Below are 24,822 nucleotides of genomic sequence, written 5' to 3' on the forward strand. Positions count from 1 at the left end.
GCCTCGGGATGCTTGATCATATCCCTGTTGAAGTCGAGGCTGTCTCGCAGATAATCATCTGCTGACGATGGGAACCCTGCCTTGATGGACGGTGCAAACAGCAGATCCAGCCTCTCTTTGAATTCTCCTTTTATCAGTTTCATGTCATTATCATTCTTTTCACGCTGCAAATATAATAAAAGGGCTGTACCAAAGGTCGGTACAGCCCTGAAACTTTAACTATCTTTATCAATTTCTCCACGCGGTTACGCGGTTACACGGTTTCATTTTGGATTTCGTAGTTTGGTATTTGGGTGTGAAAAGGGTCTTATAGATTTATTATATATTATAATATATAATAAATTAATATATAATATATAATAAATAATATAGATGTTTTGAATCTCTCCCTTCTTCTTCTCTCCCTCTTCTCGGAGCTGGGCTGAAAATCGGAAAAACAAAATGAAACCGCGTAACCGCGTAACCGCGTGGATTTTTACTTTACTCCGACTAAAGTAGGAGTTTACTCCATGTAAACCTTTGGTTTACTACGGGTAAACATTTCGACACCCTTCGACAAGCTCAGGGACCGAAGAAGGGCACCCTTATGGGCGCCCTAGGTGTTGGTAGATCATGGAGACCTCGTTTGGAAGAAACGTCCGTCGGCGCAGTTTAACTAAGTGTGCCAGATCGGGATCGTCACTGAGCAATGGCTTGAGTTTCTGCCATGCTGAACGTGGTTGGATGTAAGGAAAGTAGAGTTGGGCGAGTTCCATGCGCCCCATAGTGGTTGATGTTTGCATAATAGATAGATAAGATTGGTTGTTTTTCTAAAAGCACTGCAAAGTTACTAAAAATCGGTGAGATTACCAAAAGAAAAGCGCAAATTATTTGGTATAAGTACTAATAAGTACTCGTAATTACTCATAAGTACTTTTAAGCATCATTTTTGCTTGCATATATCAGAAAAAATGGTTAACTTTGTACTCGCAAACAAGAAGTTGCGAGTACGAGTGAAGGCTGCGGCTCAGCATAGCTCGAGCGAGCTCGGCTCTGCATTCGCCTTGCACTTCCCTTGCAATGCATTTGGGAAATGGTACCACCTAGATTGCAAAGAGAGAACACTAATCATTAATCACTAATCACTAAACACTAAAAAAATATGGCAAGTGAAGTAATTGCATTTCCGGTGAATCTCCGGAAGAACAAGAACCAGTACAACGCCGGTTACGGCCAGTACTATCCCGAGGCTGACACCAAGGAGCCTCTGAGTCTGAAGGGTTTTGCCCATCACCTCGCTGAGCATGGCAAGCTCGTGGACTACCCCATGGCGGTGCTCGTGTTGCAGAACATCGTCAGCTGTCTGAAGGAGATGGTGACGCAGGGACAGCCTGTGAAGCTGGATGGCTTCGGTACCTTCAGCCCCAGCATCGAGAGCGACGGCAAGAAGGCGCAGGACACGGTGGAGAAGTCGCTCAATGTGGGCATCGACAACCTGATTGCGGGTGTACACCTGCGCTTTACCCCCGAGAACTCGAAGGGCGAGAAGCTCACCTCGCGTGCGCTGAAGGACGAATGTACCTTTAAGGCCGCCTACGTGATCGAGTCGAAGAAGAAGACCATCGATGGCAAGGAGCGTACCTATCAGGAGAAGATTCCTATCAGCTCGTTCGCAGTAGCAACTCATCAGGATTCCACTTCAGGAGGCGAATAAGCGAGAGGGGCGAAAGCCCCCACTCGCTTAGCTCGAGAGTTAAAAGTAAAAAGTTAAAGCAGAAAGGAGGTAAAAAATGAAAAAGAATGGTGTTTGGGAGGTTGTGCTCCGCATTTTTATCGCAGCAGCTACAGCAGCTCTGACGGCACTCGGAACTACCAGTTGCATGGGTAATGGCCCCATCTGGTTTTAACTGAAAGACAACAAATGGGAGTATCTTTGCAAACAAGGCATCCGATTCGGGTGCCTTGTTTTGTTTTAATAATCTATAGATTCTATTCTATATAGGTTCAAAATGAGCAAGAAAGCTCTACATGAATTTAAATTTATGTTAATAATGTGAAAAGGAGCAATCATTTAAACTAAAAAGCGTATATTTGCATCATAATACTAATCTAAAGAATTATTAATATGATCATTAAAAGATTATTTCATGTATATATTGTTGTCATTGTATCAATGATAACGTGTAGCACTATTAATGCTCAACCTAAATGGGTTAAAGTAAAAAACCAAAATTGCGAATATTACGAACCATATTATGTAGAAGGCTTCGAAGCTCATTGGGATGGCGGAAATAATAACGGGAAAGCCAATGGTGATGGAGTTTTAGAGAAATTTGTAAAAGGGCGTAAATACGGAATATATCAAGGTCCAATTGTAAACGGGCAGGTTAATGGCATGGCGACGTACACCTATTTTGGTGACGATGGAACAAAAAAAGTATATAACTGCATTTTTGAGAATGGAGAAGCTATTGGTAAGGGTACTATTAAATTTTTTGCCCCAAATGGCCAAATAACTTCATATGAAGGCGAAATTGTAAATTACTATAGCCACGGTTTTGGACAAGCGAAGTACCCAGATGGTTCCTCTTTTGAAGGACTATTCCGGATGAACCAACCATTCACCGGACAATTTAAAGTTATAAATAGCAAAGCATTCTGGATATACCAAGGTTCAAGAGTTGACAAATTACCCAAATCATATAAACCCAATTATTCTCCTCAAATAGGTACTCAATTAACCGAATACTTTGATGAAGAATGGAAACGTTGTAATTTAAGCAACGCTAAATTTTACAGGATAGTAACATACAAAGCACCAAATCGTCCACAAGGTAAAATTCGTGATTACTACATTTCTGGTAGACTCCAATCTGAATTTGATTGTGTTTACATTAATTATGATGATGATAACCTGAATTTTAATTCAGGGGAAACAATATGGTATTATGAAAATGGACAAATCTCAAGAAGGTGTAACTTTAAAAATAATATAATTATAGGCAAAGATATAAATTATTTCGATAATGGAAAAACAAATATTATAATAGAATATGACAACGAAGGAAGAATCTTATCGCATAAAAGATGGTACAAAAGTGGTAAACCAAACATCGTTGCTGATTATAAGGATGGAAGACTTATAAATGACCGATACACCGAATTTGACGAAGATGGCTTAGCCTGCCAAGTGATGGATGAGAATTTCAATCTTAATAAACAAACATGGGAAAGTAAGGACGATAATGCAAAATCAGAAGTATCGTCAAATCGCCTTTTTATTTCTGATGAAGGCGGGAACACAACAATAAGAACTAATTATATCGAGATTAACCAAAATGAAGATTTTTCTGTCGAGGGCATCGTGGATCTTTTAGATGAAAAAAACAACAATGTGGGATATGGTTTAGTTCTCGGATTTAAAGACTGGTCAAACCATTGTTTCTTTATCATTTCAGGAGATGGTCAATATAAAATTCAAAACACCTTTGAAGGCATAAACATAGTCATAAAAGATTGGTCAACATCTTCTGCAATTAATAGAGGTAAAGCAAGAAACCTTTTAAAGGTTATGAAAATTGGAGATAAAATGATGTTCTCAATCAATGGAACATTGGTTGAAAACATTGAAGCCATTCGATTCCGCGGTGGTTATACGGGTATGTTAGTTGGTGGCAAAGGGAATTTTTGTCTAGAGAACTTGTTATATAAAGAATATTTTTCATCTCAAGCTGCAAATTCTAGTAATCAACAAACGCCTTCTGAAAAATCCACAAAAGAAGAGCAGTGGGATGGGAACGGCACTGGATTCCTTATTGATAGTAGAGGTTATTTTGCTACAAATCATCACGTAATAAATGGTGCGAAAAAGATACAAATAAATATCATTAGAGATGGCTTGTTATGTAAATATAATGCCGAAGTGGTGCAAGCTGATCCACAAAATGATCTTGCAATAATCCGTATTAACGATCCCAAATTCACATCATTCAATAAAATTGCATACAATTTCAATACATCCGTAAAAGATGTAGGTACAAGCGTGTTCGCCCTTGGTTATCCAATGGCAAGCATTATGGGCCAAGAAGTAAAATTTACGGATGGAAAAATTAGCGCCAGAACAGGAATTCAAGGAGATGCTACAGTTTATCAAATCTCAGTTCCTATCCAACCTGGAAATAGTGGCGGTCCATTATTTGATTATGATGGCAATCTTGTAGGTATAACATCTTCAGGACTGAATAGGGCTTTACAAACAGAGAATGTTAATTATGCTATAAAGTCTTCTTATCTGAATGCTCTTATAGATGTTCTGCCTATTAGATTAAATATACCCAATGATATAACAATAAAAAACAAGTCTCTTACTGAAAAGATAAAGATCTTAGACGACTATGTTGCTCTTATTTTAATTAAAGAATAGAAAAATCGAGATTTGTACAGGGAATCCCTTGACTCTACAGGTCGCACTGATAGGCATCGAGCGATGTCTTTCTCCATATTCGCATGCAAAATTACGTTATTATTTTGAGATTTAGAAAAAATATCGTAATTTTGCAGCCGTATTATATATAATAAGGTGAAAATGAAGATTCAGATTATCAACGGACCGAACCTCAACCTGCTGGGGCAGCGTGAGCCAGGCATCTATGGCACAGAGTCGTTTGACAACTATCTGCCAGAGTTACGTAAGCGGTTTCCCGAGCTGCAGATAGACTACTATCAGAGCAACGTGGAGGGCGAGCTGATCAACAAGATGCAGGAGACGGGCTTCTTTGGCGGCTACGACGGCATCGTGCTCAACGCAGGGGCCTATACCCATACCAGCGTGGCCCTGCACGACTGCATCAGGAGTCTGAAGTGCCCCGTCGTCGAGGTACACATCTCGAACGTACACCAGCGCGAGGAGTTCCGTCATAAGTCGCTGATCTCGGCTGCCTGCAAGGGTGTGATCTGCGGATTCGGACTCGACAGCTACCGTCTGGCCATTGAGGCGTTGAAGAAGTGAATAGTGATTAGTGATTAGTGAATAGTGAATAGTGAGTTAGAGCAGTACGTTCTGGGGCATATTGAGCCGGAACCGGAGTATCTCTATAGGCTTTGGCGGGCGACGAACATCCACACCATCCACGGAAGGATGGCCAGCGGACATCTGCAAGGACGACTGCTGAAGATGCTCGTGAAGATGATCCGCCCGAAGAACATTCTGGAGATAGGAACGTTTAGCGGCTACAGCGCCATCTCGATGGCAGAGGGCCTCGACGACGACGGACGACTCTACACCTACGAGATCAACGACGAGATGGAGGACTTCACCCGCCCCTGGATAGAGGGTTCGGAGGTGGCCGACAAGATTGAGTTTATCATCGGCGACGCCCTGACAGAGGCTCCCAAGCTCGGCATCGCGTTTGATATGGTCTTCATGGATGGCGACAAGCGCACCTATCGCGACTGTTACGAGATGGTGATGACGATACTGAAGCCTGGCGGATTCATCCTCGCCGATAACACGCTCTGGGACGGACACGTGGTAGACCCTGCCTACGATAAGGACCACCAGACGCAGGGCATCGAGACGTTTAACGATTACATTGCCCAGGACTCAAGGGTGGAACAGGTGATATTGCCGTTAAGAGACGGACTGACGCTCATTAGGAAAATGTAAAAAGGTAAAAAGGTAAAAAGGTAAAAAAAGTAAGATATGCAAGAGACAAGACAAAACAAGATTGCGCGACTGCTCCAGAAGGAGCTCTCGCTGATATTCCAGCAGCAGACACGCGCCACACACGGTACGATGGTATCGGTGACGCGTACGAAGATATCCCCCGACCTGAGCATCTGCACAGCCTATCTGAGCGTGTTCCCCAGTGAGAAGGGCGAGGAGATTCTGACCAACATCAACGCTAACACCAAGTCCATACGTTATGAATTAGGTACGCGCGTGAGAAACCAGCTGCGCATCATCCCCGAGCTGCGATTCTTCATCGACGACTCGCTAGACTACATCGAACACATCGATGAACTGTTGAAAAAGTAAAAAGGTGAACTTTTGGAACAGCGAGAGCCATCAAGCTTGCTTGTTTGGCCGAGTCGTGACAAAAGTGCATATCGAACAAAGTGAGATATGAACTTCCCATTCTTTATAGCCCGTAGGTACTTATTCTCTAAGAAGTCGACCCACGCCATCAATGTGATCAGCGGCATCTCCATCATCGGTGTCGCTGTGGCAACGATGGCCCTGATGGTGACGCTCTCCGTATTCAACGGTTTCCACGACCTGGTGGCTTCTTTCTTTACGGATATCGATCCGCAGCTGAAGGTGGTTCCTGTAGAGGGAAAGACGGTGGCTGCCGACGATCCTATACTGACGGAGATTCGCCAGCTGCCACAGATCGACGTGGCCACCGAGACGGTTGAGGATATGGCGCTCGCCATCTATAAGGACCGTCAGGCGACGGTGGTCATCAAGGGCGTGGAGGATAATTTCCAGCAGCTCACCCACATCAATGATATCCTCCTGGGCAATGGCGAGTTCTGTCTTCACGCAGCAGATATGGACTATGGCATTCCGGGAATCCGTCTGGCAGAGATCCTGGGCATGGGCTACACCTATGACGAGCCCCTGCATATCTATGCGCCCCGAAGAGAGGGCCAGCTCGACATGGCCAATCCAGAGGAAGCCTTCGAGGAGGATGACCTCTATTCGCCAGGGGTGCTGTTCAACGTCAAGCAGTCGAAGTACGACCAGAAGTATATCCTCACCAGCATCGCTTTTGCCCGAAGGCTCTTCGGACAGCAGGGCATGCTCTCGTCGTTGGAACTGAGGCTGAAGCCAGGCAGCAGCTTCGACGGGGTGAAGAAGGAGATCAAGCGCCTCTGTGGCGACAAGTTCCTGGTAAAAGACCGTTTCGAACAGCAGGACGACACGTTTAAGATCATGAAGATTGAAAAGCTGATAGCCTACATCTTCCTGACCTTTATCCTGATGGTGGCCTGCTTTAATATCATCGGCTCGCTCTCCATGCTCATCATCGACAAGAAGGACGATGTGGTGACGCTGCGCAACCTCGGTGCTTCCGACAAGCAGATTGTGCGCATCTTCCTTTTCGAGGGGCGTATGATCTCTGCCATCGGTGCCATCGTGGGCATTGGTCTGGGGCTCCTGCTCTGCTGGGCTCAGCAGCAGTTCGGCTTGGTGGGGCTCGGATCGTCGAGTGGCTCGTTTATCATCGATGCCTACCCTGTGAGCGTGCATCCTGAGGATATCATCCTCATCTTCTTTACCGTCCTGATTGTAGGCTTCCTCGCAGTCTGGTACCCCGTCCACTACTTCGCCAAGCGTCTGCTTTCGTAGAATGAGCAACAGCAAAGACATCGTCAAGAGTTACGTGCGCTATCTGAAACTGCAGCGCAACATGTCGGTCAATACGCTCGACGCCTATCAGCGCGACCTGCGGAAACTGCTCGACTATCTGGAGCATGAAGACAAGAGCGTGAGCGACGTGACGCTGGAAGACCTGGAGCACTTCGCTGCAGGACTGCACGACATAGGTATCCATCCCCGTAGCCAGTGCCGCATCCTGAGCGGCATCAGGGCTTTTTTCAGATTCCTGCAGCTGGACGGCTATCGCGACGACGACCCCACGGAACTGCTGGAGTCGCCACAGATAGGCGACCATCTGCCTGAGGTGCTCTCAACGGCAGAGGTAGACCAGCTGGAGGCCAGCATAGACCTCTCGAAATGGGAGGGCCATCGCAACAGGGCCATCATCGAGGTGCTCTTCTCGTGTGGCCTGCGCGTCAGTGAACTGGTGAACCTGCAGCTGTCGCAACTCTATCTGGAGGAGGAGTTCGTCAGAGTGCTGGGTAAGGGCAGTAAGGAACGGCTCGTGCCCATCTCCAAACGGGCCATCCAGGAACTAGGCTATTGGTTTGACGACCGCAACCACATGACGATCAAGCCCGGTGAGGAGGACTACGTGTTTCTGAACCGCTACGGCAAGCACCTGACCCGGACCATGATCCTCATCATGATCAAGCGACAGGCCGAGGCGGCAGGCATCACCAAGACCATCTCACCCCACACGCTAAGACACTCGTTTGCCACTGCCCTGCTCGAAGGCGGTGCCGACTTGCGCGTCATCCAGGCACTCCTGGGTCATGAGAGCATCGGCACAACAGAGATCTACACCCATCTGGACACATCGCAGCTGAGACAGGAGATCCTGGAGCACCACCCGAGAAACATGAAAAGGTAAAAAGGTAAAAAAGTAAGAAGGTAAAAAGGTAAAAAGGTAAAAAGGTAAAAAAGGTAAAAAGGCGTAGTTTTTTCGATATTGCTGCGTCTAATCCATAAAAAAGGTGTATCTTTGCACCCAAGATTCCAAAAACCAAAATCTTATGAAGATGAAGAAATTACTCATGACCCTGCTGCTGGCGATAACTGGAGCAGTGACAATGACGGCTCAGCAGATGCCGCCGATTCCCGCAGATCCCGATGTACGTGTCGGAAAACTGGACAACGGACTGACGTATTACATCCGTCACAACAACTGGCCCGAGAACCGTGCCGAGTTCTACATTGCCCAAAAGGTGGGCTCTATTCAGGAAGATGACGACCAGCGCGGACTGGCCCATTTCCTGGAGCACATGGCCTTCAACGGCTCGAAGCACTTCAAGGGCAACGAGCTGCTGCGCTGGTGTGAGAGCGTGGGCATCCAGTTTGGTGGCGACCTGAACGCCTATACCAGCATCGAGGAGACGGTCTACAAAATCAGTAATGTACCCACCACCCGTGAGGGCATCATCGACTCTTGTCTGCTGATACTCTACGACTGGGCCGACGGACTGCTGCTGGAGCAGGATGAGATAGAGAAGGAGCGTGGCGTGATCCACGAGGAGTGGCGCCTGCGCACCAGTGCTGAGATGAGAATGCTCGAGCGCGACCTGCCCAAGCTCTATCCAGGTTCGAAGTTGGGCTACCGCATGCCTATCGGACTGATGGAGATTATCGACAACTTCGAGCGTCCGTTCCTGCAGGCATACTATGAGAAGTGGTATCGTCCAGACAACCAGGGTATCATCGTGGTGGGCGACGTGGACGTAGACAAGATTGAGCAGAAGATCAAGGATCTCTTCTCGCCCATCGTACTGCCAGAGAACCGTGCACTGGTAACGAAGGAGCCTGTGCCCGACAATGCCGAGGCTATCTACGTGATCGACAAGGACAAGGAGCAGCGCACCAACCAGGTGTGGGTGATGATGAAGCACGAGGCTTTCCCCGACTCACTGAAGGGAACCATAGCCTTTATGGTGGCTAACTATAGGAAGAGTGCAGCCCTCTCCATGCTGAACGACCGACTGAAGGAGTATGCCGAGAAGCCCGAGAGCCCGTTCCTGAGATCTTCAGCTTCGTATAGTGAGTATCTCTATTCAAGTGGCGCAGATGCCTTCGAGCTGGACGTTTATCCCAAAGACGGACAGACAGAGGCTGCCGTTCAGGCTGCATTGACCGAAGTCCGCAGGGCTGCTGAATTCGGATTCACGCCTACGGAGTACACACGCTTTAAGCAGGACTACATCAGCCAGCTCGACAAGCAGTACTCTAACAAGGACAAGCGTTACAACTCACAGTTCGTGGACCAGTATGTGGAGAACTTCCTGAACAACAAGCCCTTCCCCAGCATCGACTACTCATACTCGACAATGAAGCAGATAGTACCGATGCTGCCCGTTGACGTCGTGAATGCCATCATGAAGGAGTACTTCCTGACCAACGACAGCAACCTCGTGGTATTCAGCCTCAACACCGAGAAGGAAGGAGCTGTCTATCCTACGGAGGAGGGTCTGAAGGCTGCCATTGCCGCTGCACGCACAGCCCAGATTGAGGCCTACGTAGACAATGTGAAGGACGAGCCGCTGATCACCACACTCCCCAAGAAGGGTGCTATCACGAAAGAGACGAAGAACGACCTCTTCGGCTATACCGAGCTGGAGCTCTCGAACGGAGCAAAGGTTGTGCTGAAGCAGACTGACCTGAAGAAAGACCAGGTATTGATGCGCGGTGAAGGATTTGGAGGCTCAGCACTCTATGGCGAGAAGGACTTTGCTAATATCAAGATGTTCAACAACGTGATTGACGCCAGCGGTCTGGGTAACTTCTCCCACACAGAACTGGAGAAGGCACTCGCAGGCAAGATTGCAAGTGCATCGCTCTCAATAGAGCCCAACCGCGTACGTGTCAACGGCAGCTCTACGCCGAAGGACGTGGAGACCATGCTCCAGTTGGCATATCTCTACTTCACCAACATCGCCAAAGACCAGAAGTCGTATGACAACCTGATGCAGACCGCTGAGTTGAACCTGAAGAACCGCCTGTTGCAGCCCGAGTCAGTGCTTCAGGACTCGATGACAGCCACGCTGACCTGCAAGAATCCGCGCTTTAAGCCTATGGCAACGGAAGACCTGCCACAGGTGAACTATGACCGTATCCTCCAGATGGCCAAGGAGCAGACCGCTAATGCCGCTGCCTTCACCTTTACCATCATCGGTAACTACGACGAGGAGACGATCCGTCCGCTGATCGAGACCTATCTCGCATCACTGCCCGCTCAGAAGAACGTGGTGAAGAGTCAGGATGTATCCACCGATTTCAAGGGCGTCGCCATCAACAGCTTCAAGCACAAGGCTGAGACACCCAAGGCCTATGCCATCATGGAATGGTATACGAAGGGCATGGCTTATACACCCGAGAATGACATCAAGATGGACATGATTAGCCAGATTCTCGACATGGAGTATCTGAAGAAGATCCGTGAGGATGCCAGTGCCGCCTATACGGTGCAGTCAATGTCTTCCATCAACCGCAACGACTTCGAGACGACGGCTCAGATCCTCGCCATCTGTCCCATGAAGCCCGAGAAGGGCGATATAGCCATCACGATTCTTCGTGACGAGGTGGCAGCCCTGGCCAAGACCTGTGATGCCGACAAGCTGCAGAAGGTGAAGGAGTATATGCTGAAGAGCCACGCCGACCAGCTGAAGCAGAACAACTACTGGCTTGGTGTCATCAACGCTTGGCGTAAGTGGGGCATCGACTTCCACACCGACTACGAGAAGCTGGTGAATGCCCAGACACCGGAGAGCATCAGTGCTTGTGTTGCTGAAGTGCTGAAGGCCGGCAACCGCGCTGAGATCATCATGCTCCCCGCAGAGTAATGGAAAAAGGGAAAAAGGTAAAAAAGTAAAAAGGTAAAAAAGTAAAAAAATAGAGAGAATGAGTTATTTGTTTTCATCAGAATCAGTATCTGAGGGCCATCCCGACAAAGTGGCCGACCAGATTAGTGACGCAATACTAGACCAGTTCCTGGCATACGACGACAAGGCTCGCGTGGCCTGTGAGTCGTTTGTCACCACAGGTCAGGTGGTCATCATGGGTGAGGTGAGCAGCGATGTATATATCGACCTGCAGACCATCGCCCGCAATACCATCAAGCGCATAGGCTATACCAAGGCCGAGTACCAGTTCGACGGTGACTCGTGCGGTATCCTGAGTGCCATCCACGAACAGAGTGCCGACATCAACCGCGGAGTGGATAACGGCAATGAAGACGAGCAGGGTGCCGGCGACCAGGGTATGATGTTCGGTTATGCCACCAATGAGACGGAAAATTATATGCCCGTCAGCCTCGACTTGGCACACCTCATCATGCGCACTCTGGCCGATATCCGCAAGGAGGGTAAGGAGATGACCTACCTGCGCCCCGATGCCAAGAGTCAGGTGACAGTACAGTACAGCGATGCCGGCATCCCCGAGCGTATCGACACCATCGTCGTCTCTACCCAGCACGATGAGTTTGACGAAGACGAGAAGATGCTCGCCAAGATCAAGGACGACGTGATCAATATCCTCATCCCCCGAGTGAAGCAGCAGATACATTCGCAAAAAGTGCTCGATCTCTTCGGACTCGATATCAAATACTACGTGAACCCCACTGGTAAGTTCGTGATTGGCGGTCCTCACGGAGACACTGGTCTGACGGGTCGTAAGATCATCGTCGACACCTACGGTGGCAAGGGTGCCCATGGTGGCGGTGCCTTCTCTGGCAAGGACTCGTCTAAGGTAGACCGTAGTGCTGCCTACGCAGCCCGTCATATTGCCAAGAACATGGTGGCAGCAGGCGTTGCCGACGAGATGCTCGTACAGGTGAGTTATGCCATCGGTGTGGCCAAGCCCATGAACATCTATGTGAACACCTATGGCCGTAGTAAGGTACAGATGAGCGACGGTGAGATCGCCAAGAAGATTGAAGAGCTGTTCGACCTTCGTCCGAAGGCTATTGAGCGCACGCTGAAATTGCGCCAGCCGATGTACAGTGAGACTGCCGCCTATGGACATATGGGCCGTAAGTCGGAGATCATCAAGAAGACCTTCACCAGCCATTACCACGAGACGAAGACCATCGACGTGGAGCTCTTCACTTGGGAGAAGCTGGATCGCGTAGACGATATCCGCAAAGCATTCGGACTATAAGCTATGCTGGAACAGGATAGCATCACTATCAATGAATCAACGACCGTCATTGCCAATGACACGATGACGAGTCGCCCGGCAAGACCGCAGACACCCTATCAGGTGCTGCGGTCATTGCCGAAGGATGCTACGCCTGCCCAACAGGACTCTGCCATCCAGGCATGGTTTGAGCCTGGAGAGATCCACTACAGTTCACAGCCCGACACGCTGCACCTGCCAGGTCACGAGATTCCACGCGACCTGAAGAAGGTGGACCTGCCACAGTATTATCGCGAAAACTTCTTCTCTGCCAACACGCTCTACCATCCAGAACTTGACGGCGGACGCAATGGCGTGGCGGGCGACCCCGTACCCTACGCCATCCACAACGACCATATCATTACTGGTATTCTGATCTGCAGCTTCCTGCTCATCATGTTTGCCCTGTCGCGCATCTCCAGTTTCATGATCAACCAGGCCAAGCACTTCTTGTACATGCCAAAGGTCGAGCAGGAGTATACGGAGACGGGTACGGAGGTTAAGTTCCAGTTGGGATTCTCAGTCATCACCAGCCTTTATTACGCCCTCCTCTTCTATTTCTATGCGACCCGGAGGATTGCCGATACATTCATTCTGTCGTCAGAATATGCCATATTGGGTATCTACTTTGGAACCATGGTGGGCTACTTTGTCATCAAGGGCCTACTCTATACAATAGTCAACAATGTATTCTTCAGTCCAAAGAAAAATTTACAATTCCTAGGCACATTGTTGTTTATCGTTGCCATTGAGGGGGTGTGTTTGTTCCCTCTGGTGTTATTGCTGGCATACTTCCAGTTTTCCATGCAGAATGCTATCATTTATTGTATTTTTATACTCACTTTAGCCAAAATACTGACATTTTACAAGTCTTATACCATCTTTTTTAAGCAAAATAGGCTTTTTCTGCAAAATATTTTGTACTTTTGTGCCCTCGAAATGGTACCTTTAGTCATGATTTGGAGCGGACTAGTAGGAATCACATATATTTTGAAAGTAAATTATTAGGACACAGATGATCAAGAAGATTTTGGTTTCACAACCTAAGCCAACAAGTGAGAAGTCGCCATATTTTGATATCGCGAACAAATTCGGAGTAGAACTGGTCTTCCGCCCCTTTATTAAGGTGGAGCCCATTAGTTCGAAGGATTTCCGTGCACAGAAAGTGAGTATCCTGGATTACACCGCAATCGTATTCACTTCGCGTCACGCCATCGACCATTTCTTCAATATGGCCAAGGAACTGAGAGTTGCGATCCCCGAGGAGATGAAGTACTTCTGTGTCACAGAAACCATCGCCCTCTATATACAGAAATATGTGCAGTATCGCAAGCGTAAGGTATTCTTCGGAGAGACAGGCCGCATTGACGACCTCGTGCCTACGATGGTAAAGCACAAGACTGAGAAATATCTCGTTCCGATGAGCGATGTACACAACGATAGTCTTGCCCAGCTTCTCGACTCCAAGAAGCTGCAGCACAAGGAGTGCGTCATGTACAAGACCGTCAGCAACGATTTCACCCCTGAAGAGGTTAAGACATTCGACTATGACATGCTGATCTTCTTCAGTCCCTCTGGAATAGAGTCGCTCTGCAAGAACTTCCCCAACTTCAAGCAGGGTAAGATTGCCATTGCGACCTTCGGACCCACTACCGCCAAGGCAGCGAAAGAGGCTGGACTGAGACTGGACATCGAGGCTCCCTCAGAGAAATATCCCTCGATGACGGGTGCCCTGCAGCATTATCTGCTTGAGAAACAAGGTTAGGGAGTATGATGATGGCTCCTACCTTCAGGAAAAAGGAGCGCATCGTCAGCAACCTGCTGATAGAAACGCTCTTTGAGAAAGGCAACAGCCAATCGCTGGCAGCCTATCCGCTAAGGGCTGTTTTCCTGAAAAAGGAACGCCAGCAAGGACATGCCCCTGTACAGATTCTTATCAGTGTACCGAAAAAACGGTTCAAGCACGCTGTAGACCGCAACAGGGTAAAGCGGCAAATCCGAGAGGCCTATCGTCTTCACAAGCAGTTGCTCAGCAACTGTATTACGGATGATCAGGAATTACTGATTGCCTTTATCTGGCTCTCCGACAGTCATTGTCCGAGCAACGAGGTGGAAAAGCGAATGATCAGTCTGCTGCAGCGCATAGCAAAGAAGTGAAAAGTGAAGTGGTTGTCTCACATATTGTCCTCTCTGCTGGTACTACCCATCCGTTTCTATCAGCTGTGTATCTCTCCCCTGCTCGGGCCGTCCTGCCGATTCCAGCCCACCTGCAGTGAATATGCACGTCAGGCCATTATGAAGCACGGCCCCATCAAAGGATTGGGATTGGCCATCTGGCGCATCTTAAGGTGTAACCCCTGGGGAGGCAGCGGATACGATCCGGTTCCCTAATAATATATAAGGTATATAATAATAGAAAAAGAGATATGAAGAATTTTGTTGAAGAACTGAAATGGCGTGGCATGCTGGCTCAGATCATGCCAGGGACAGAGGAACTCCTCCAGAAGGAGATGGTAACGGCCTACTTAGGTACCGACCCCACAGCCGATTCTCTGCACATCGGACACCTGTGTGGTATCATGATGCTCCGTCATCTGCAGCGTTGCGGCCATAGGCCCATCATCCTTGTGGGTGGTGCTACAGGTATGATTGGCGACCCTTCGGGTAAGAGTCAGGAGCGTAATCTGCTCAATGACGAGACCCTGCGCCACAATCAGGAGTGCATCAAGAAACAGGTGGCCAAGTTCCTCGACTTCGAGTCGAAGGAGCCTAATGCCGCTATCATGGTTAACAACTACGACTGGATGAAGAACTTCACCTTCCTCGACTTCGCCCGTGAGGTAGGTAAGCACATCACCGTCAACTATATGATGGCCAAGGAGAGTGTACAGCAGCGACTGAACGGTACAGCCCGTGACGGTCTGAGCTTTACAGAGTTCACCTACCAGCTGTTGCAGGGTTATGACTTCCTCTATCTCTACCAGCACTATGGTGTGAAGCTGCAGTTAGGCGGCAACGACCAGTGGGGAAACATGACCACGGGTACGGAACTCATCCGTCGCACCCTCGGCAATGAGGTGGAGACTTTCGCCCTCACCTGTCCGCTCATCACGAAGAGCGACGGTAAGAAATTCGGTAAGACCGAGAGTGGTAACATCTGGCTCGATCCCGCTCGTACCACTCCTTATAAGTTCTATCAGTTCTGGCTCAACGTCAGCGACGAGGATGCCGAGCGCTATATCAAGATCTTCACCTCACTGGAGAAGGATGTTATTGATGCTCTTATCGAGGAGCATAAGCAGGATCCGGGACGCCGTGTACTGCAGAAGCGCCTGGCAGAAGAGGTTACAGTCATGGTTCACTCTCAGGAGGCCCTCGACACAGCCATTGAGGCTTCAAACATCCTTTTCGGCAAGTCGACGAAAGAGGGATTGGAGAAACTCGACGAGCAGACTTTCCTCGATGTGTTCGACGGCGTGCCTCAGTTCGAGATTAGCAAGGATCAGTTAGGACAGCCTGCTATCGAGCTGCTGACCACAATGGCTCCCGTCTTCCCTTCAAAGGGTGAGATGCGCAAGATGGTACAGGGTGGTGGTGTCTCTCTGAACAAGGAGAAGCTGACCGACCAGAACCGTGCCATTACAGCCGAAGATCTCATCGATGGCAAGTATCTTTTGGCCCAAAAAGGCAAGAAGAATTACTATCTGCTGATTGTAAAGTAAGAAAGATAAGTGAAAATTTGGCGGAATGCCAAATTTTCACTACCTTTGCAACCGCATTCTGGACGATGGTGTAATGGTAACACTACAGGTTTTGGTTCTGTCATTCCCGGTTCGAATCCGAGTCGTCCAACTCTACAGGAACAAATCACAAGCTTATGAAGACTAACTACGAGATACGATATGCTGCCCACCCGGAAGATGCCAGGCATTATGACACAGCCCGGTTACGCCGTGACTTCCTGATTGAGAATTTATTCGTCTCTGAGGAGGTGAATATGGTCTACTCCATGTATGACCGTATGGTCGTAGGTGGTGCAATGCCCGTTAGTGAAGCTCTGAAGCTTGAAGCTATCGATCCATTGAAAGCCGACTTTTTCACCACCCGTCGTGAGGTTGGCATCTACAATGTAGGTGGCTCTGGAATGGTCAAGGTGGGCGAAGAGATCTTTGAGTTGGGTTATAAGGAAGCACTTTATATCGGGCGTGGCGACCGCGATGTCATCTTCAGCAGTAAGGATGCCCAGAAGCCTGCCAAGTTCTATTTCAACTCCACCACTGCCCATACAGCCTATCCCAGCCGTAAGATTACGAAACAGGATGCTGTTGTGGCACACATGGGAAGCCTTGAGATGTCGAACGAGCGCAACATCAATAAGATGATTGTGAATCAGGTGCTCCCCACCTGTCAACTGCAGATGGGAATGACCGAGCTGGCCACAGGCTCAGTATGGAACACCATGCCAGCCCATGTCCACTCACGCCGCATGGAGGCCTACTTCTATTTCGAACTCCCCGAGGATCAGGCTGCCTGCCATTTTATGGGGGAACCGCAGGAGACACGTCACATCTGGCTCCACAACGAGCAGGCGGTGATTTCACCGGAATGGAGCATCCATAGTGCAGCTGCCACCCACAACTACACCTTCATTTGGGGTATGGGCGGCGAAAACCTCGACTATGGCGACCAGGACTTTTCAAACATTACTGATTTAAAATAAACTTCTAAAACAAAACAAATTATGGCAAATTTATTTTCCCTCGAAGGTAAGAACGCCTGGATCACAGGTGCCTCTTACGGTATTGGTTTCAACATTGCCAAGGCTTTCGTAGCCGCAGGCATTAAGACCATCATTTTCAACGACATTAACGAAGCAGCCCTGCAGCGCGGTCTCGACAACTACAAAGAGGCTGGCATCGACAACGTGAAGGGTTATGTTTGTGACGTAACTGACGAGAATGCCGTAAAAGCACTCGTAGAGAAGATCCACCAGGAGGTAGGTCAGATTGACATCCTCGTCAACAACGCCGGTATCATCAAGCGTATCCCCATGCACGAGATGAAGCGTGCCGAGTTCCAGCAGGTCATCGACATCGACCTCGTTGGTCCGTTCATCTGCTCTTCAGCCGTTATTCCTGAGATGATGGAGCGTCGTGAGGGTAAGATCATCAACATCTGCTCGATGATGTCTGAGCTGGGTCGTGAAACGGTATCTGCCTATGCAGCTGCCAAGGGTGGTCTGAAGATGCTTACCCGCAACATCTGCTCAGAATATGGTGAGTATAATATCCAGTGTAACGGTATCGGCCCGGGCTATATTGCTACCCCGCAGACGGCACCACTCCGTGAGCGCCAGCCAGATGGCAGCCGTCATCCCTTCGACAGCTTCATCTGCGCCAAGACACCTGCAGGGCGCTGGCTCGATCCTTCAGAGCTGGGTGGTCCCGCTGTATTCTTGGCTTCACACGCCTCTGACGCTGTCAACGGCCACGTGCTATATGTGGATGGTGGTATCCTCGCTTACATTGGCAAACAGCCGAAATAAACAATACAACATAAAAGAAGGGGTTCCGATTGGAACCCCTTCAATTTTTATTTACAATTCGAAGATTACAAAGCAGCTGTGAGCTCAGCACCAGCCTTGAACTTAGCCACCTTCTTAGCAGCGATCTTGATCTTAGCCTTAGTAGCGGGGTTGATACCCTCACGAGCTGGGCGCTCGTTTACGCTGAACGTACCGAAACCTACAAGCTGAATCTTGTCACCTGCTACGAGAGCATCCTTGATGGCTGCAACTGTTGCGTCGAGAGCCTTCTTTGCGTCTACCTTTGAGAGACCAGCACCTGCTGCAATCTTCTCGATTAATTCTGTTTTGTTCATAATTGAGATAATTTTAAAGAATTATTAATAGTAATAACTAATATTTAGTCGAATTCTTTGGCAAATATAGTAGAAAGTATTCAAACAAACAACAAAAAAACGGAAAAAATTACTTTTTTATTGAAAAATAGTTGTATTCAGGCATATTTCAGCATAAAAAAGAGATAATTTTAGTAATTTTGCGACCGAATAGCGTAATAAAGCGCAAAAGCAGAGAATAGAAATTCATTAAATAGTAAATCGATAATCAAATGATGTTCCGCATACCAACTATCACGAAGAATCTGCTGATCATTAACTTGATCGCATTTTTAGCCACAATCGTTCTTGAGTTAAGGGGAATCGACCTGAAAGATATCGGTGGCCTCCACTTTTTCATGGCCAGCGACTTCCACCTGTACCAACTGGTGACCTATCTTTTCCTCCACGCCAATTTCATGCATATCCTGAGTAATATGTTCGGACTCTGGATGTTCGGTTGCGTGATTGAGAACGTATGGGGTCCTAAAAAATTCCTTTTTTATTACATCTCATGCGGCATAGGAGCTGGATTACTACAGGAGATTGCCCAACTTGGCTCGTTTTATATGACCATCACAGCCCAAGACCCAAGTGTCAGTTTTGGTGAAATCTTTGCCATCGGACAGCAACTGAGTCATCAACTGAATGCCTGGACCACCATCGGTGCATCGGGCGCCGTCTATGCTGTGATATTGGCTTTCGGTATGAGCTTCCCCAACGAGCGGCTCTTTATCATCCCGTTCCCCTTCCCCATCAAAGCCAAGTGGTTCGTACTGTTCTATGTCGCCATAGAGTTCTTCTCAGCCCTTGGCTCTTCTGGCGACGGTGTAGCACACACAGCCCACCTTGGCGGTATGCTCTTCGGATTCCTGATGATACGATACTGGAACCGTCATCCCAGTTCTGGATTCGACCGCGGAAGAGGGCAGCAGTTCTTCGAGAACCTGAAACGCAACTTCGAACAGCGTCAGCGCCAACACCAGCAGAACAACAATAATCACATGCATGCTGAACGGGGCAGTTCTAAGGAAGACGACCGCGAGTTTAATGCCCGTAAACGTCAGAATCAGGAGGAGATAGATGCCATTCTCGACAAAATCCGCAAGAGTGGCTACGACAGTCTGACCAAGGAAGAGAAGAAGAAGCTCTTCGACGCAAGCAACCAACGATGATCAAGCAACTGAAGTCATTTACCATCAATATCGTGGCAGGCGCCAATGCGGCGACTATCCTGCTCATGGTGCTGTCGGGCTATTCCGACCGCATTCATCCACAGGAATATCCCACATTGTCGGTCATGGGCATGGCTTTTCCTGTGTTCCTGATTGTCAATCTGCTGTTTCTCTTCTTCTGGCTGACGTTCAAGTGGAAGAAAATGTGGATTCCCATCCTTGGATTTGCCCTCGTCTATGTGCCACTGACCGTCTACATGCCCATCCACAAGACACAAGAAGTGCCAGAGGGAACCATCAAGCTCCTATCATACAACGTATGCCAATATGGTGGTAACTATAAGTATGAGTATGGTTTCGAGACGGTTTATGAGTATTTGAAAGATCAGGATGCCGACATTGTCTGCCTGCAGGAGGACGTGGACTCTTGGCGCAGGTTCTGCTTCCAGTGGTATAAAAAGATCTACGCCTACAACGACACGACCATCTTCCGCAACGACCGCAATGGCATGAACGGCGTGGGCATCCACACGAAATACCCCATCCTGAAGAAAGAGCGCATTCCCTATAAGTCGGTGGGAAACGGGTCGGTGGCCTACTATCTGAAAATACAAGACGATACGGTCATCGTCATTAACAACCATTTGGAAGGCACCCATCTTTCTAATGAAGACCGTGATAACTATAAACGCATGCTAAAGGGTGAGATGAAACGCGACACCGCCAAGGCAGAAACGCTCATGCTGATTGAAAAGCTGGGGAAATATGCTGCCAAGCGGGCGCCTGAGGCAGAGGCTGTACACAACTATATCAAGAGCCACCGCCAGTACCCGATAATTGTCTGCGGCGACTTCAACGACAACCCCATCTCCTACTCCCGCCGAACCATCGCCCAGGGACTCACAGACTGCTTCAAGGAAACAGGCTGCGGCATCGGTTTGTCATATAATCAGAAAGGATTTTTCTTCCGCATCGACCACATTTTCTGCTCCGATGATTTCACGCCCTACAATTGCGAGATAGACTCCAAAATGGACGCAAGTGACCATTATCCTATCATTTGCAGGCTAAAATTAGTCGATAAACCTTAAAAAAACGACGAAAATCGCCTATAAATTTTTCCTTGTCTAAAAAAATGTCTATATTTGCACGCTAAAATTGTACGCGAACAGAATTAAATATAAATAAATAACATTAAAAATCAAAATGCAAAACAAAGGAATTGTAAAGTTTATCGCAGTGCTTCTGATTCTCGTGTGCTGCTTCTACCTTTCCTTCTCATTCGTGACACGCCACTACGAGAGTAAGGCTGCCGCTATGGGTGAGGAGGCAGGTGCGGAGTACCTCGACTCAATCAAAAACGAGAAGGTGTATATGGGCATCTATTCTCTGAAGCAGTGCCGTGAGATGGAGATTGGCCTGGGTCTTGACCTGAAAGGCGGTATGAACGTGATTCTTGAGGTGTCAGTGCCTGATGTGGTGGACGTGCTCGCCGACCACAAGACCGACGCAGCCTACAAGAAGGCTATGGAGCTCGCCAAGAAGGAAGAAGAGACCAGTCAGGCAGACTTCGTTTCTCTGTTCGTGAAGTATTGGAAACAGGAAGGCAACGGCCGTCCCCTCGCCGCCATCTTTGCTACCCAGCAGATGAAGGGCAAGGTCAGCACACAGTCAAGCGACTCCGAAGTGGAGGCTGCCATCCGTGCTGAGGTTCAGAGCGCCGTTGACAACTCATTCAACGTAGTCCGTAACCGTATCGACAAGTTCGGTGTTGTACAGCCGAACATCCAGAAGCTCGAAGGCCAGAGCGGCCGCATCATGGTCGAGATGCCTGGTATCAAGGAGCCCGAGCGCGTTCGTAAGCTCCTCCAGGGTTCTGCCAACCTTGAGTTCTGGGAGACCTACAACAGCAATGAGATCACCCCGCTGCTGGCTCAGTTGAACCAGCGCTATGCCGCTCAGGGCGGTGAGGCCACAGCCGACACTACAGCCGTAGAGGCTACCGCTGAGGCTGCTGCCGACACCGTGAAGGCTGCTGCTGGTGACCTGGCTGCCAAGCTCGCCAAGAAAGACGACAAGGCTCAGGACAGCAAGGCCATCGAGGCTGCCAAGAAGCAGAACCCCCTGTTCTCTATCTTCCAGCCCACACAGGGTAACACCCTCGCCGTTGTTGGTTATGCCAATGCCCGCGATACTGCAGAGATCAACAAGATCATCTACTCTGAGCTTGCCCGTCAGATTCTGCCTGCAGAGCTGAAGCTCCGCTGGGGTGCCAAGCCCGAGGACTTCGGAGGTCAGGACACCAAGGGTGACATCTTCGAGCTCTATGCTCTGAAGATCACCGAGCCTTCAGGTCGTGCTCCGCTGGAGGGTGATGTTATCACCAGCTCTAAGGATGACTTTGAGCCCAACTCTGGCCGTCCCTGCGTATCTATGCAGATGAACTCTGACGGTGCCCGCCGCTGGAGCCAGATCACCAAGCAGAATATCGGTAAGGCCGTAGCCATCGTGCTCGACGACGCCGTCTATACTGCTCCCCGCATCCTCACTCAGATCGACGGCGGTAACTCTCAGATCACTGGTAACTTCACCATCGAGGACACCAAGGACCTGGCTAACACGCTGAACTCTGGTAAGATGCCCGCCCCGACTCGTATCGTACAGGAAGAGGTGGTTGGTCCCTCACTCGGTGCCCAGTCCATCCAGCAGGGTATCATGTCATTCATCGTGGCCTTCGTGCTGCTGATGATCTACATGATCATGCTTTACGGTTTCATCCCCGGTATCCTCTCCGATATCGCCCTGCTCTTCAACCTGTTCTTCACACTCGGTATCCTCACCTCATTCCAGGCAGCCCTGACGATGCCCGGTATCGCCGGTATCGTGCTGACCCTCGGTACTGCTGTGGATGCCAACGTGCTGATCTACGAGCGTATCAAGGAAGAACTGAAGAAAGGTCTTGGCGTGAAGGAAGCCCTCAACAAGGGTTATGCTAACGCCTTCAGTGCTATCTTCGACTCTAACTTCACCTCTCTGATCACTGGTATCATCCTGCTCTACTTCGGTACAGGTCCTGTCAAGGGCTTCGCCACCACATGGATCATCGGTATCGTCTGCTCATTCTTCACAGCCGTATATCTCACTCGTATCGTCTACGACTACATGCTGAAGAAGGACAAGTGGACCAACCTCACCTTCGTGACTGGCTACTCTAAGAACCTGATGCAGAATGCCCACTACAACTTCATGGGTACCTATAAGAAGTCGTTCATCGTCTACGGTGTGTTCGCCATCCTGTTCTGCATCTCATTCGCCGTTCGCGGCCTGAGCCAGAGCATCGACTTCACCGGTGGTCGTAACTACGTGGTGACCCTCGACAAGGAGACTCCCGTTGAGACCGTTCGTCAGGCTATGGCTGGTGCTTTCGTTAACACCATGGGTGAGAAGGCCAATCAGGAGGCCAACACCTCTGTCATCGCCCTGGGTACCGATGGTAAGACCGTACGTATCTCTACCAACTGGGATATCGAGTCAAACAATCCTGAGGTCGACGACCAGGCAGAGACCATCCTCTTCAACACCCTGAAGAAGGCCGGCCTCGTCAGCCAGGAGAACGTTGAGCACTTCAAGAACCCCGACGTTCGTGAGGGTGGTTCAATCATCTCTTCTCAGAAAGTAGGTCCTTCAGTGGCTAAGGATATCACCTATGGCGCTATCATCAGCGTACTCATTGCCCTGGTGGCCATCTTCCTCTACATCCTGCTGCGCTTCCGCAACCTCGCCTTCTCTGTAGGCGCCATCGTTGCCCTGGCCCTCGATGCACTGGTTGTGCTCGGCCTCTACTCTGCCCTCTGGGGTATCCTGCCCATGTCGCTGGAGATCGACCAGGTATTCATCGGTGCCATCCTGACCGTGATTGGTTACTCTATCAACGATAAGGTGGTGGTGTTCGACCGTATCCGTGAGAACATCGGCCTCTATGGCAAGCGTGACCGCCAGCAGTTGTTCAACGACTCGCTGAACCAGACTCTGGCCCGTACCATCAACACCTCTGTGACGACCTTGATCGTGCTGCTGGCTATCTTCATCCTCGGTGGTGATAGCATCCGCTCGTTCTCATTCGCCATGATCCTGGGTGTTATCTTCGGTACCCTCAGTTCACTCCTCATCGCCGCCCCCACGGCCTACCTGACCATGGGTCGCACCATCAAGGAAGACGAGACTCCCGAGAAGTAAGGCTTACACCTTATTAATATATATAGGAAGGCTGCACTCGAAAGGTGCAGCCTTCTTTTTTCTCTTAAAAAAGAGTAAATTGAGAGAATTTACACACCTAAAGCAGAAAAAAACAGCAATAATGTGCTGACATATCGAAATTCTTCGTAACTTTGCAGTCGAAAATTAGTTAGTAACCATTTTAAGTTTTTTTCGACTTGACTAAGTTTAGTACAAAAATGATGGCCCTTGCGGCACTGGTGCTGGCCCTGATGATGACCAGCTGCGGAAATCGTGCCCAAACGGTAGCACAGGCCGAACCTCAGGTTGTAGACAGCTCTGAAGATCTGGCCTTGACAGGCGTGATGAATATGGAAATGCGCACAGAGGCCGAAAAGGGAATGGTTCTCGAAAGAGTAAAGGACATCTACCGACTGGTGAAATCCGATTATATGCTCCATGGAGGTTCCTATGAGAACGAGTTATTTGATAAAGCCTTCTGTTCCAAATCATGGAACAAACTGCTCATGGCTGTGCGCTGCAAGGAAGAGCAGACTGGCTCACTCTTCTTCGAGATGAACCATTGGTCGATGACTCGCTACTCAGGCGTCCTGTTGTCATTCGATGAGTTTGAAGTGGAGTCGCTTGACCTGTTCAGCGACGTCAAGCGCGCAACGGTGACGTTTACCGTTTATGAGTCCGACACCTACACACCAGCCCGTATCTACCTTGTTTACGAAGATGGCCGCTGGATGATTGACGACTTCCGCAATCTGAAATACATGATTGACGTACGCAATGCCATGTGGGACTACATTGCCAAGCCGGATATGATTTAATTCCCCCATTACACAGATAAAGATTTCCCCAGCCATCACCGGCTGGGGATTTTTCGACTAGTACCCCGACCGAGAATCGAACTCGGAACTAAGCTTTAGGAGAGCCTTGTTATATCCATTTAACTATCAGGGCGCACAGTATCCTGCAAAAGGGAAACAAATTTGT

23 protein-coding genes and 2 tRNA genes are annotated in these 24,822 nt (G+C 48.9%); 22 read left to right on the forward strand and 3 right to left on the reverse strand.

The annotated features are described in order from the left end of the window. Positions 1-584: 584 nt before the first annotated feature. Positions 585-782: a DUF4248 domain-containing protein gene (locus tag BMY16_RS16035; protein ID WP_091841055.1), complete on the reverse strand. Its 198-nt coding sequence runs from the start codon at positions 780-782 to the stop codon at positions 585-587. A gap of 359 nt (positions 783-1,141) precedes the next feature. Between BMY16_RS16035 and BMY16_RS06470 the strand changes: the two genes are divergently transcribed. The 18 genes from BMY16_RS06470 (at position 1,142) to BMY16_RS06550 (ending at position 18,074) form a co-directional block, all read left to right on the forward strand. Further along, positions 1,142-1,693: an HU family DNA-binding protein gene (locus BMY16_RS06470; RefSeq protein WP_139207152.1), complete on the forward strand. Its 552-nt coding sequence runs from the start codon at positions 1,142-1,144 to the stop codon at positions 1,691-1,693. 76 nt (positions 1,694-1,769) lie between these two features. Continuing rightward, on the forward strand, positions 1,770-1,886 hold the full coding sequence (locus BMY16_RS15455) for a smalltalk protein (RefSeq protein WP_170836028.1): 117 nt from the start codon (positions 1,770-1,772) through the stop codon (positions 1,884-1,886). 218 nt (positions 1,887-2,104) lie between these two features. Continuing rightward, entirely contained in the window at positions 2,105-4,402 is a 2,298-nt protein-coding gene (locus BMY16_RS06475) for a trypsin-like peptidase domain-containing protein (protein WP_091841059.1), read from the forward strand. Positions 4,403-4,564: 162 nt separating this feature from the next. After that, a complete protein-coding gene (gene aroQ, locus BMY16_RS06480; protein ID WP_091841061.1) occupies positions 4,565-4,987 on the forward strand; it encodes a type II 3-dehydroquinate dehydratase in 423 nt (140 codons plus the stop codon). A gap of 24 nt (positions 4,988-5,011) precedes the next feature. Continuing rightward, a complete protein-coding gene (locus tag BMY16_RS06485; RefSeq protein ID WP_411267775.1) occupies positions 5,012-5,644 on the forward strand; it encodes an O-methyltransferase in 633 nt (210 codons plus the stop codon). A gap of 36 nt (positions 5,645-5,680) precedes the next feature. Further along, positions 5,681-6,016: a 30S ribosome-binding factor RbfA gene (rbfA, locus tag BMY16_RS06490; protein WP_091841064.1), complete on the forward strand. Its 336-nt coding sequence runs from the start codon at positions 5,681-5,683 to the stop codon at positions 6,014-6,016. A gap of 87 nt (positions 6,017-6,103) precedes the next feature. Then, the gene (locus tag BMY16_RS06495) at positions 6,104-7,333 is read left to right on the forward strand and encodes an FtsX-like permease family protein (protein ID WP_091841066.1); all 1,230 of its coding nucleotides are present in this window, start codon (positions 6,104-6,106) and stop codon (positions 7,331-7,333) included. Between the two features lies 1 nt (position 7,334). Beyond that, positions 7,335-8,237 (forward strand): site-specific tyrosine recombinase/integron integrase, encoded by a 903-nt coding sequence (gene xerA, locus BMY16_RS06500; RefSeq protein ID WP_091841067.1) that lies wholly within the window; start codon positions 7,335-7,337, stop codon positions 8,235-8,237. Positions 8,238-8,379: 142 nt separating this feature from the next. After that, on the forward strand, positions 8,380-11,196 hold the full coding sequence (locus BMY16_RS06505; RefSeq protein WP_091841069.1) for a M16 family metallopeptidase: 2,817 nt from the start codon (positions 8,380-8,382) through the stop codon (positions 11,194-11,196). 58 nt (positions 11,197-11,254) lie between these two features. Continuing rightward, positions 11,255-12,511: a methionine adenosyltransferase gene (gene metK / locus BMY16_RS06510; RefSeq protein ID WP_091841070.1), complete on the forward strand. Its 1,257-nt coding sequence runs from the start codon at positions 11,255-11,257 to the stop codon at positions 12,509-12,511. 3 nt (positions 12,512-12,514) lie between these two features. Then, positions 12,515-13,537 carry a DUF4271 domain-containing protein gene (locus BMY16_RS06515; protein WP_091841072.1) on the forward strand — a complete coding sequence of 341 codons (1,023 nt, stop codon included), beginning with the start codon at positions 12,515-12,517 and terminating at the stop codon, positions 13,535-13,537. 7 nt (positions 13,538-13,544) lie between these two features. Continuing rightward, positions 13,545-14,294: a uroporphyrinogen-III synthase gene (locus tag BMY16_RS06520; protein WP_091841074.1), complete on the forward strand. Its 750-nt coding sequence runs from the start codon at positions 13,545-13,547 to the stop codon at positions 14,292-14,294. 5 nt (positions 14,295-14,299) lie between these two features. Beyond that, complete coding sequence (gene rnpA, locus BMY16_RS06525) at positions 14,300-14,686, forward strand: ribonuclease P protein component (protein WP_170836029.1); 387 nt, start codon at positions 14,300-14,302, stop codon at positions 14,684-14,686. 3 nt (positions 14,687-14,689) lie between these two features. Continuing rightward, on the forward strand, positions 14,690-14,920 hold the full coding sequence (gene yidD / locus BMY16_RS06530) for a membrane protein insertion efficiency factor YidD (protein WP_170836030.1): 231 nt from the start codon (positions 14,690-14,692) through the stop codon (positions 14,918-14,920). 35 nt (positions 14,921-14,955) lie between these two features. Further along, positions 14,956-16,251, forward strand: a complete 1,296-nt coding sequence (gene tyrS / locus BMY16_RS06535; protein WP_091841076.1) for a tyrosine--tRNA ligase — start codon at positions 14,956-14,958, stop codon at positions 16,249-16,251. A 59-nt stretch (positions 16,252-16,310) separates the two neighbouring features. Next, a tRNA-Gln gene (locus BMY16_RS06540) sits at positions 16,311-16,381 on the forward strand. Between the two features lie 25 nt (positions 16,382-16,406). Then, complete coding sequence (gene kduI, locus BMY16_RS06545; RefSeq protein WP_091841077.1) at positions 16,407-17,249, forward strand: 5-dehydro-4-deoxy-D-glucuronate isomerase; 843 nt, start codon at positions 16,407-16,409, stop codon at positions 17,247-17,249. A gap of 21 nt (positions 17,250-17,270) precedes the next feature. After that, positions 17,271-18,074 (forward strand): gluconate 5-dehydrogenase, encoded by an 804-nt coding sequence (locus BMY16_RS06550; RefSeq protein ID WP_091841079.1) that lies wholly within the window; start codon positions 17,271-17,273, stop codon positions 18,072-18,074. Between the two features lie 65 nt (positions 18,075-18,139). On the opposite strand, the gene BMY16_RS06555 is transcribed toward BMY16_RS06550, so the two are convergent. Further along, entirely contained in the window at positions 18,140-18,409 is a 270-nt protein-coding gene (locus BMY16_RS06555) for an HU family DNA-binding protein (protein WP_091841081.1), read from the reverse strand. Between the two features lie 254 nt (positions 18,410-18,663). Between BMY16_RS06555 and BMY16_RS06560 the strand changes: the two genes are divergently transcribed. The 4 genes from BMY16_RS06560 to BMY16_RS06575 all read left to right on the forward strand — a co-directional run bounded on the left by BMY16_RS06560 (position 18,664) and on the right by BMY16_RS06575 (position 24,656). Next, on the forward strand, positions 18,664-19,602 hold the full coding sequence (locus tag BMY16_RS06560) for a rhomboid family intramembrane serine protease (protein ID WP_091841482.1): 939 nt from the start codon (positions 18,664-18,666) through the stop codon (positions 19,600-19,602). Beyond that, a complete protein-coding gene (locus tag BMY16_RS06565) occupies positions 19,599-20,693 on the forward strand; it encodes an endonuclease/exonuclease/phosphatase family protein (protein WP_091841082.1) in 1,095 nt (364 codons plus the stop codon). The genes BMY16_RS06560 and BMY16_RS06565 overlap by 4 nt, the downstream gene beginning before the upstream one ends. Before the next feature lie 115 nt (positions 20,694-20,808). Continuing rightward, positions 20,809-23,838 carry a protein translocase subunit SecDF gene (gene secDF / locus BMY16_RS06570; protein ID WP_091841084.1) on the forward strand — a complete coding sequence of 1,010 codons (3,030 nt, stop codon included), beginning with the start codon at positions 20,809-20,811 and terminating at the stop codon, positions 23,836-23,838. 218 nt (positions 23,839-24,056) lie between these two features. Then, complete coding sequence (locus BMY16_RS06575; RefSeq protein ID WP_091841085.1) at positions 24,057-24,656, forward strand: hypothetical protein; 600 nt, start codon at positions 24,057-24,059, stop codon at positions 24,654-24,656. Positions 24,657-24,717: 61 nt separating this feature from the next. On the opposite strand, the gene BMY16_RS06580 is transcribed toward BMY16_RS06575, so the two are convergent. Then, positions 24,718-24,789: transfer RNA gene (locus tag BMY16_RS06580), tRNA-Arg, on the reverse strand. Positions 24,790-24,822: the final 33 nt, after the last annotated feature.

The sequence above is a fragment of the Prevotella sp. ne3005 genome (assembly GCF_900110085.1).
In the GTDB taxonomy this organism is placed as follows: Bacteria; Bacteroidota; Bacteroidia; order Bacteroidales; family Bacteroidaceae; genus Prevotella.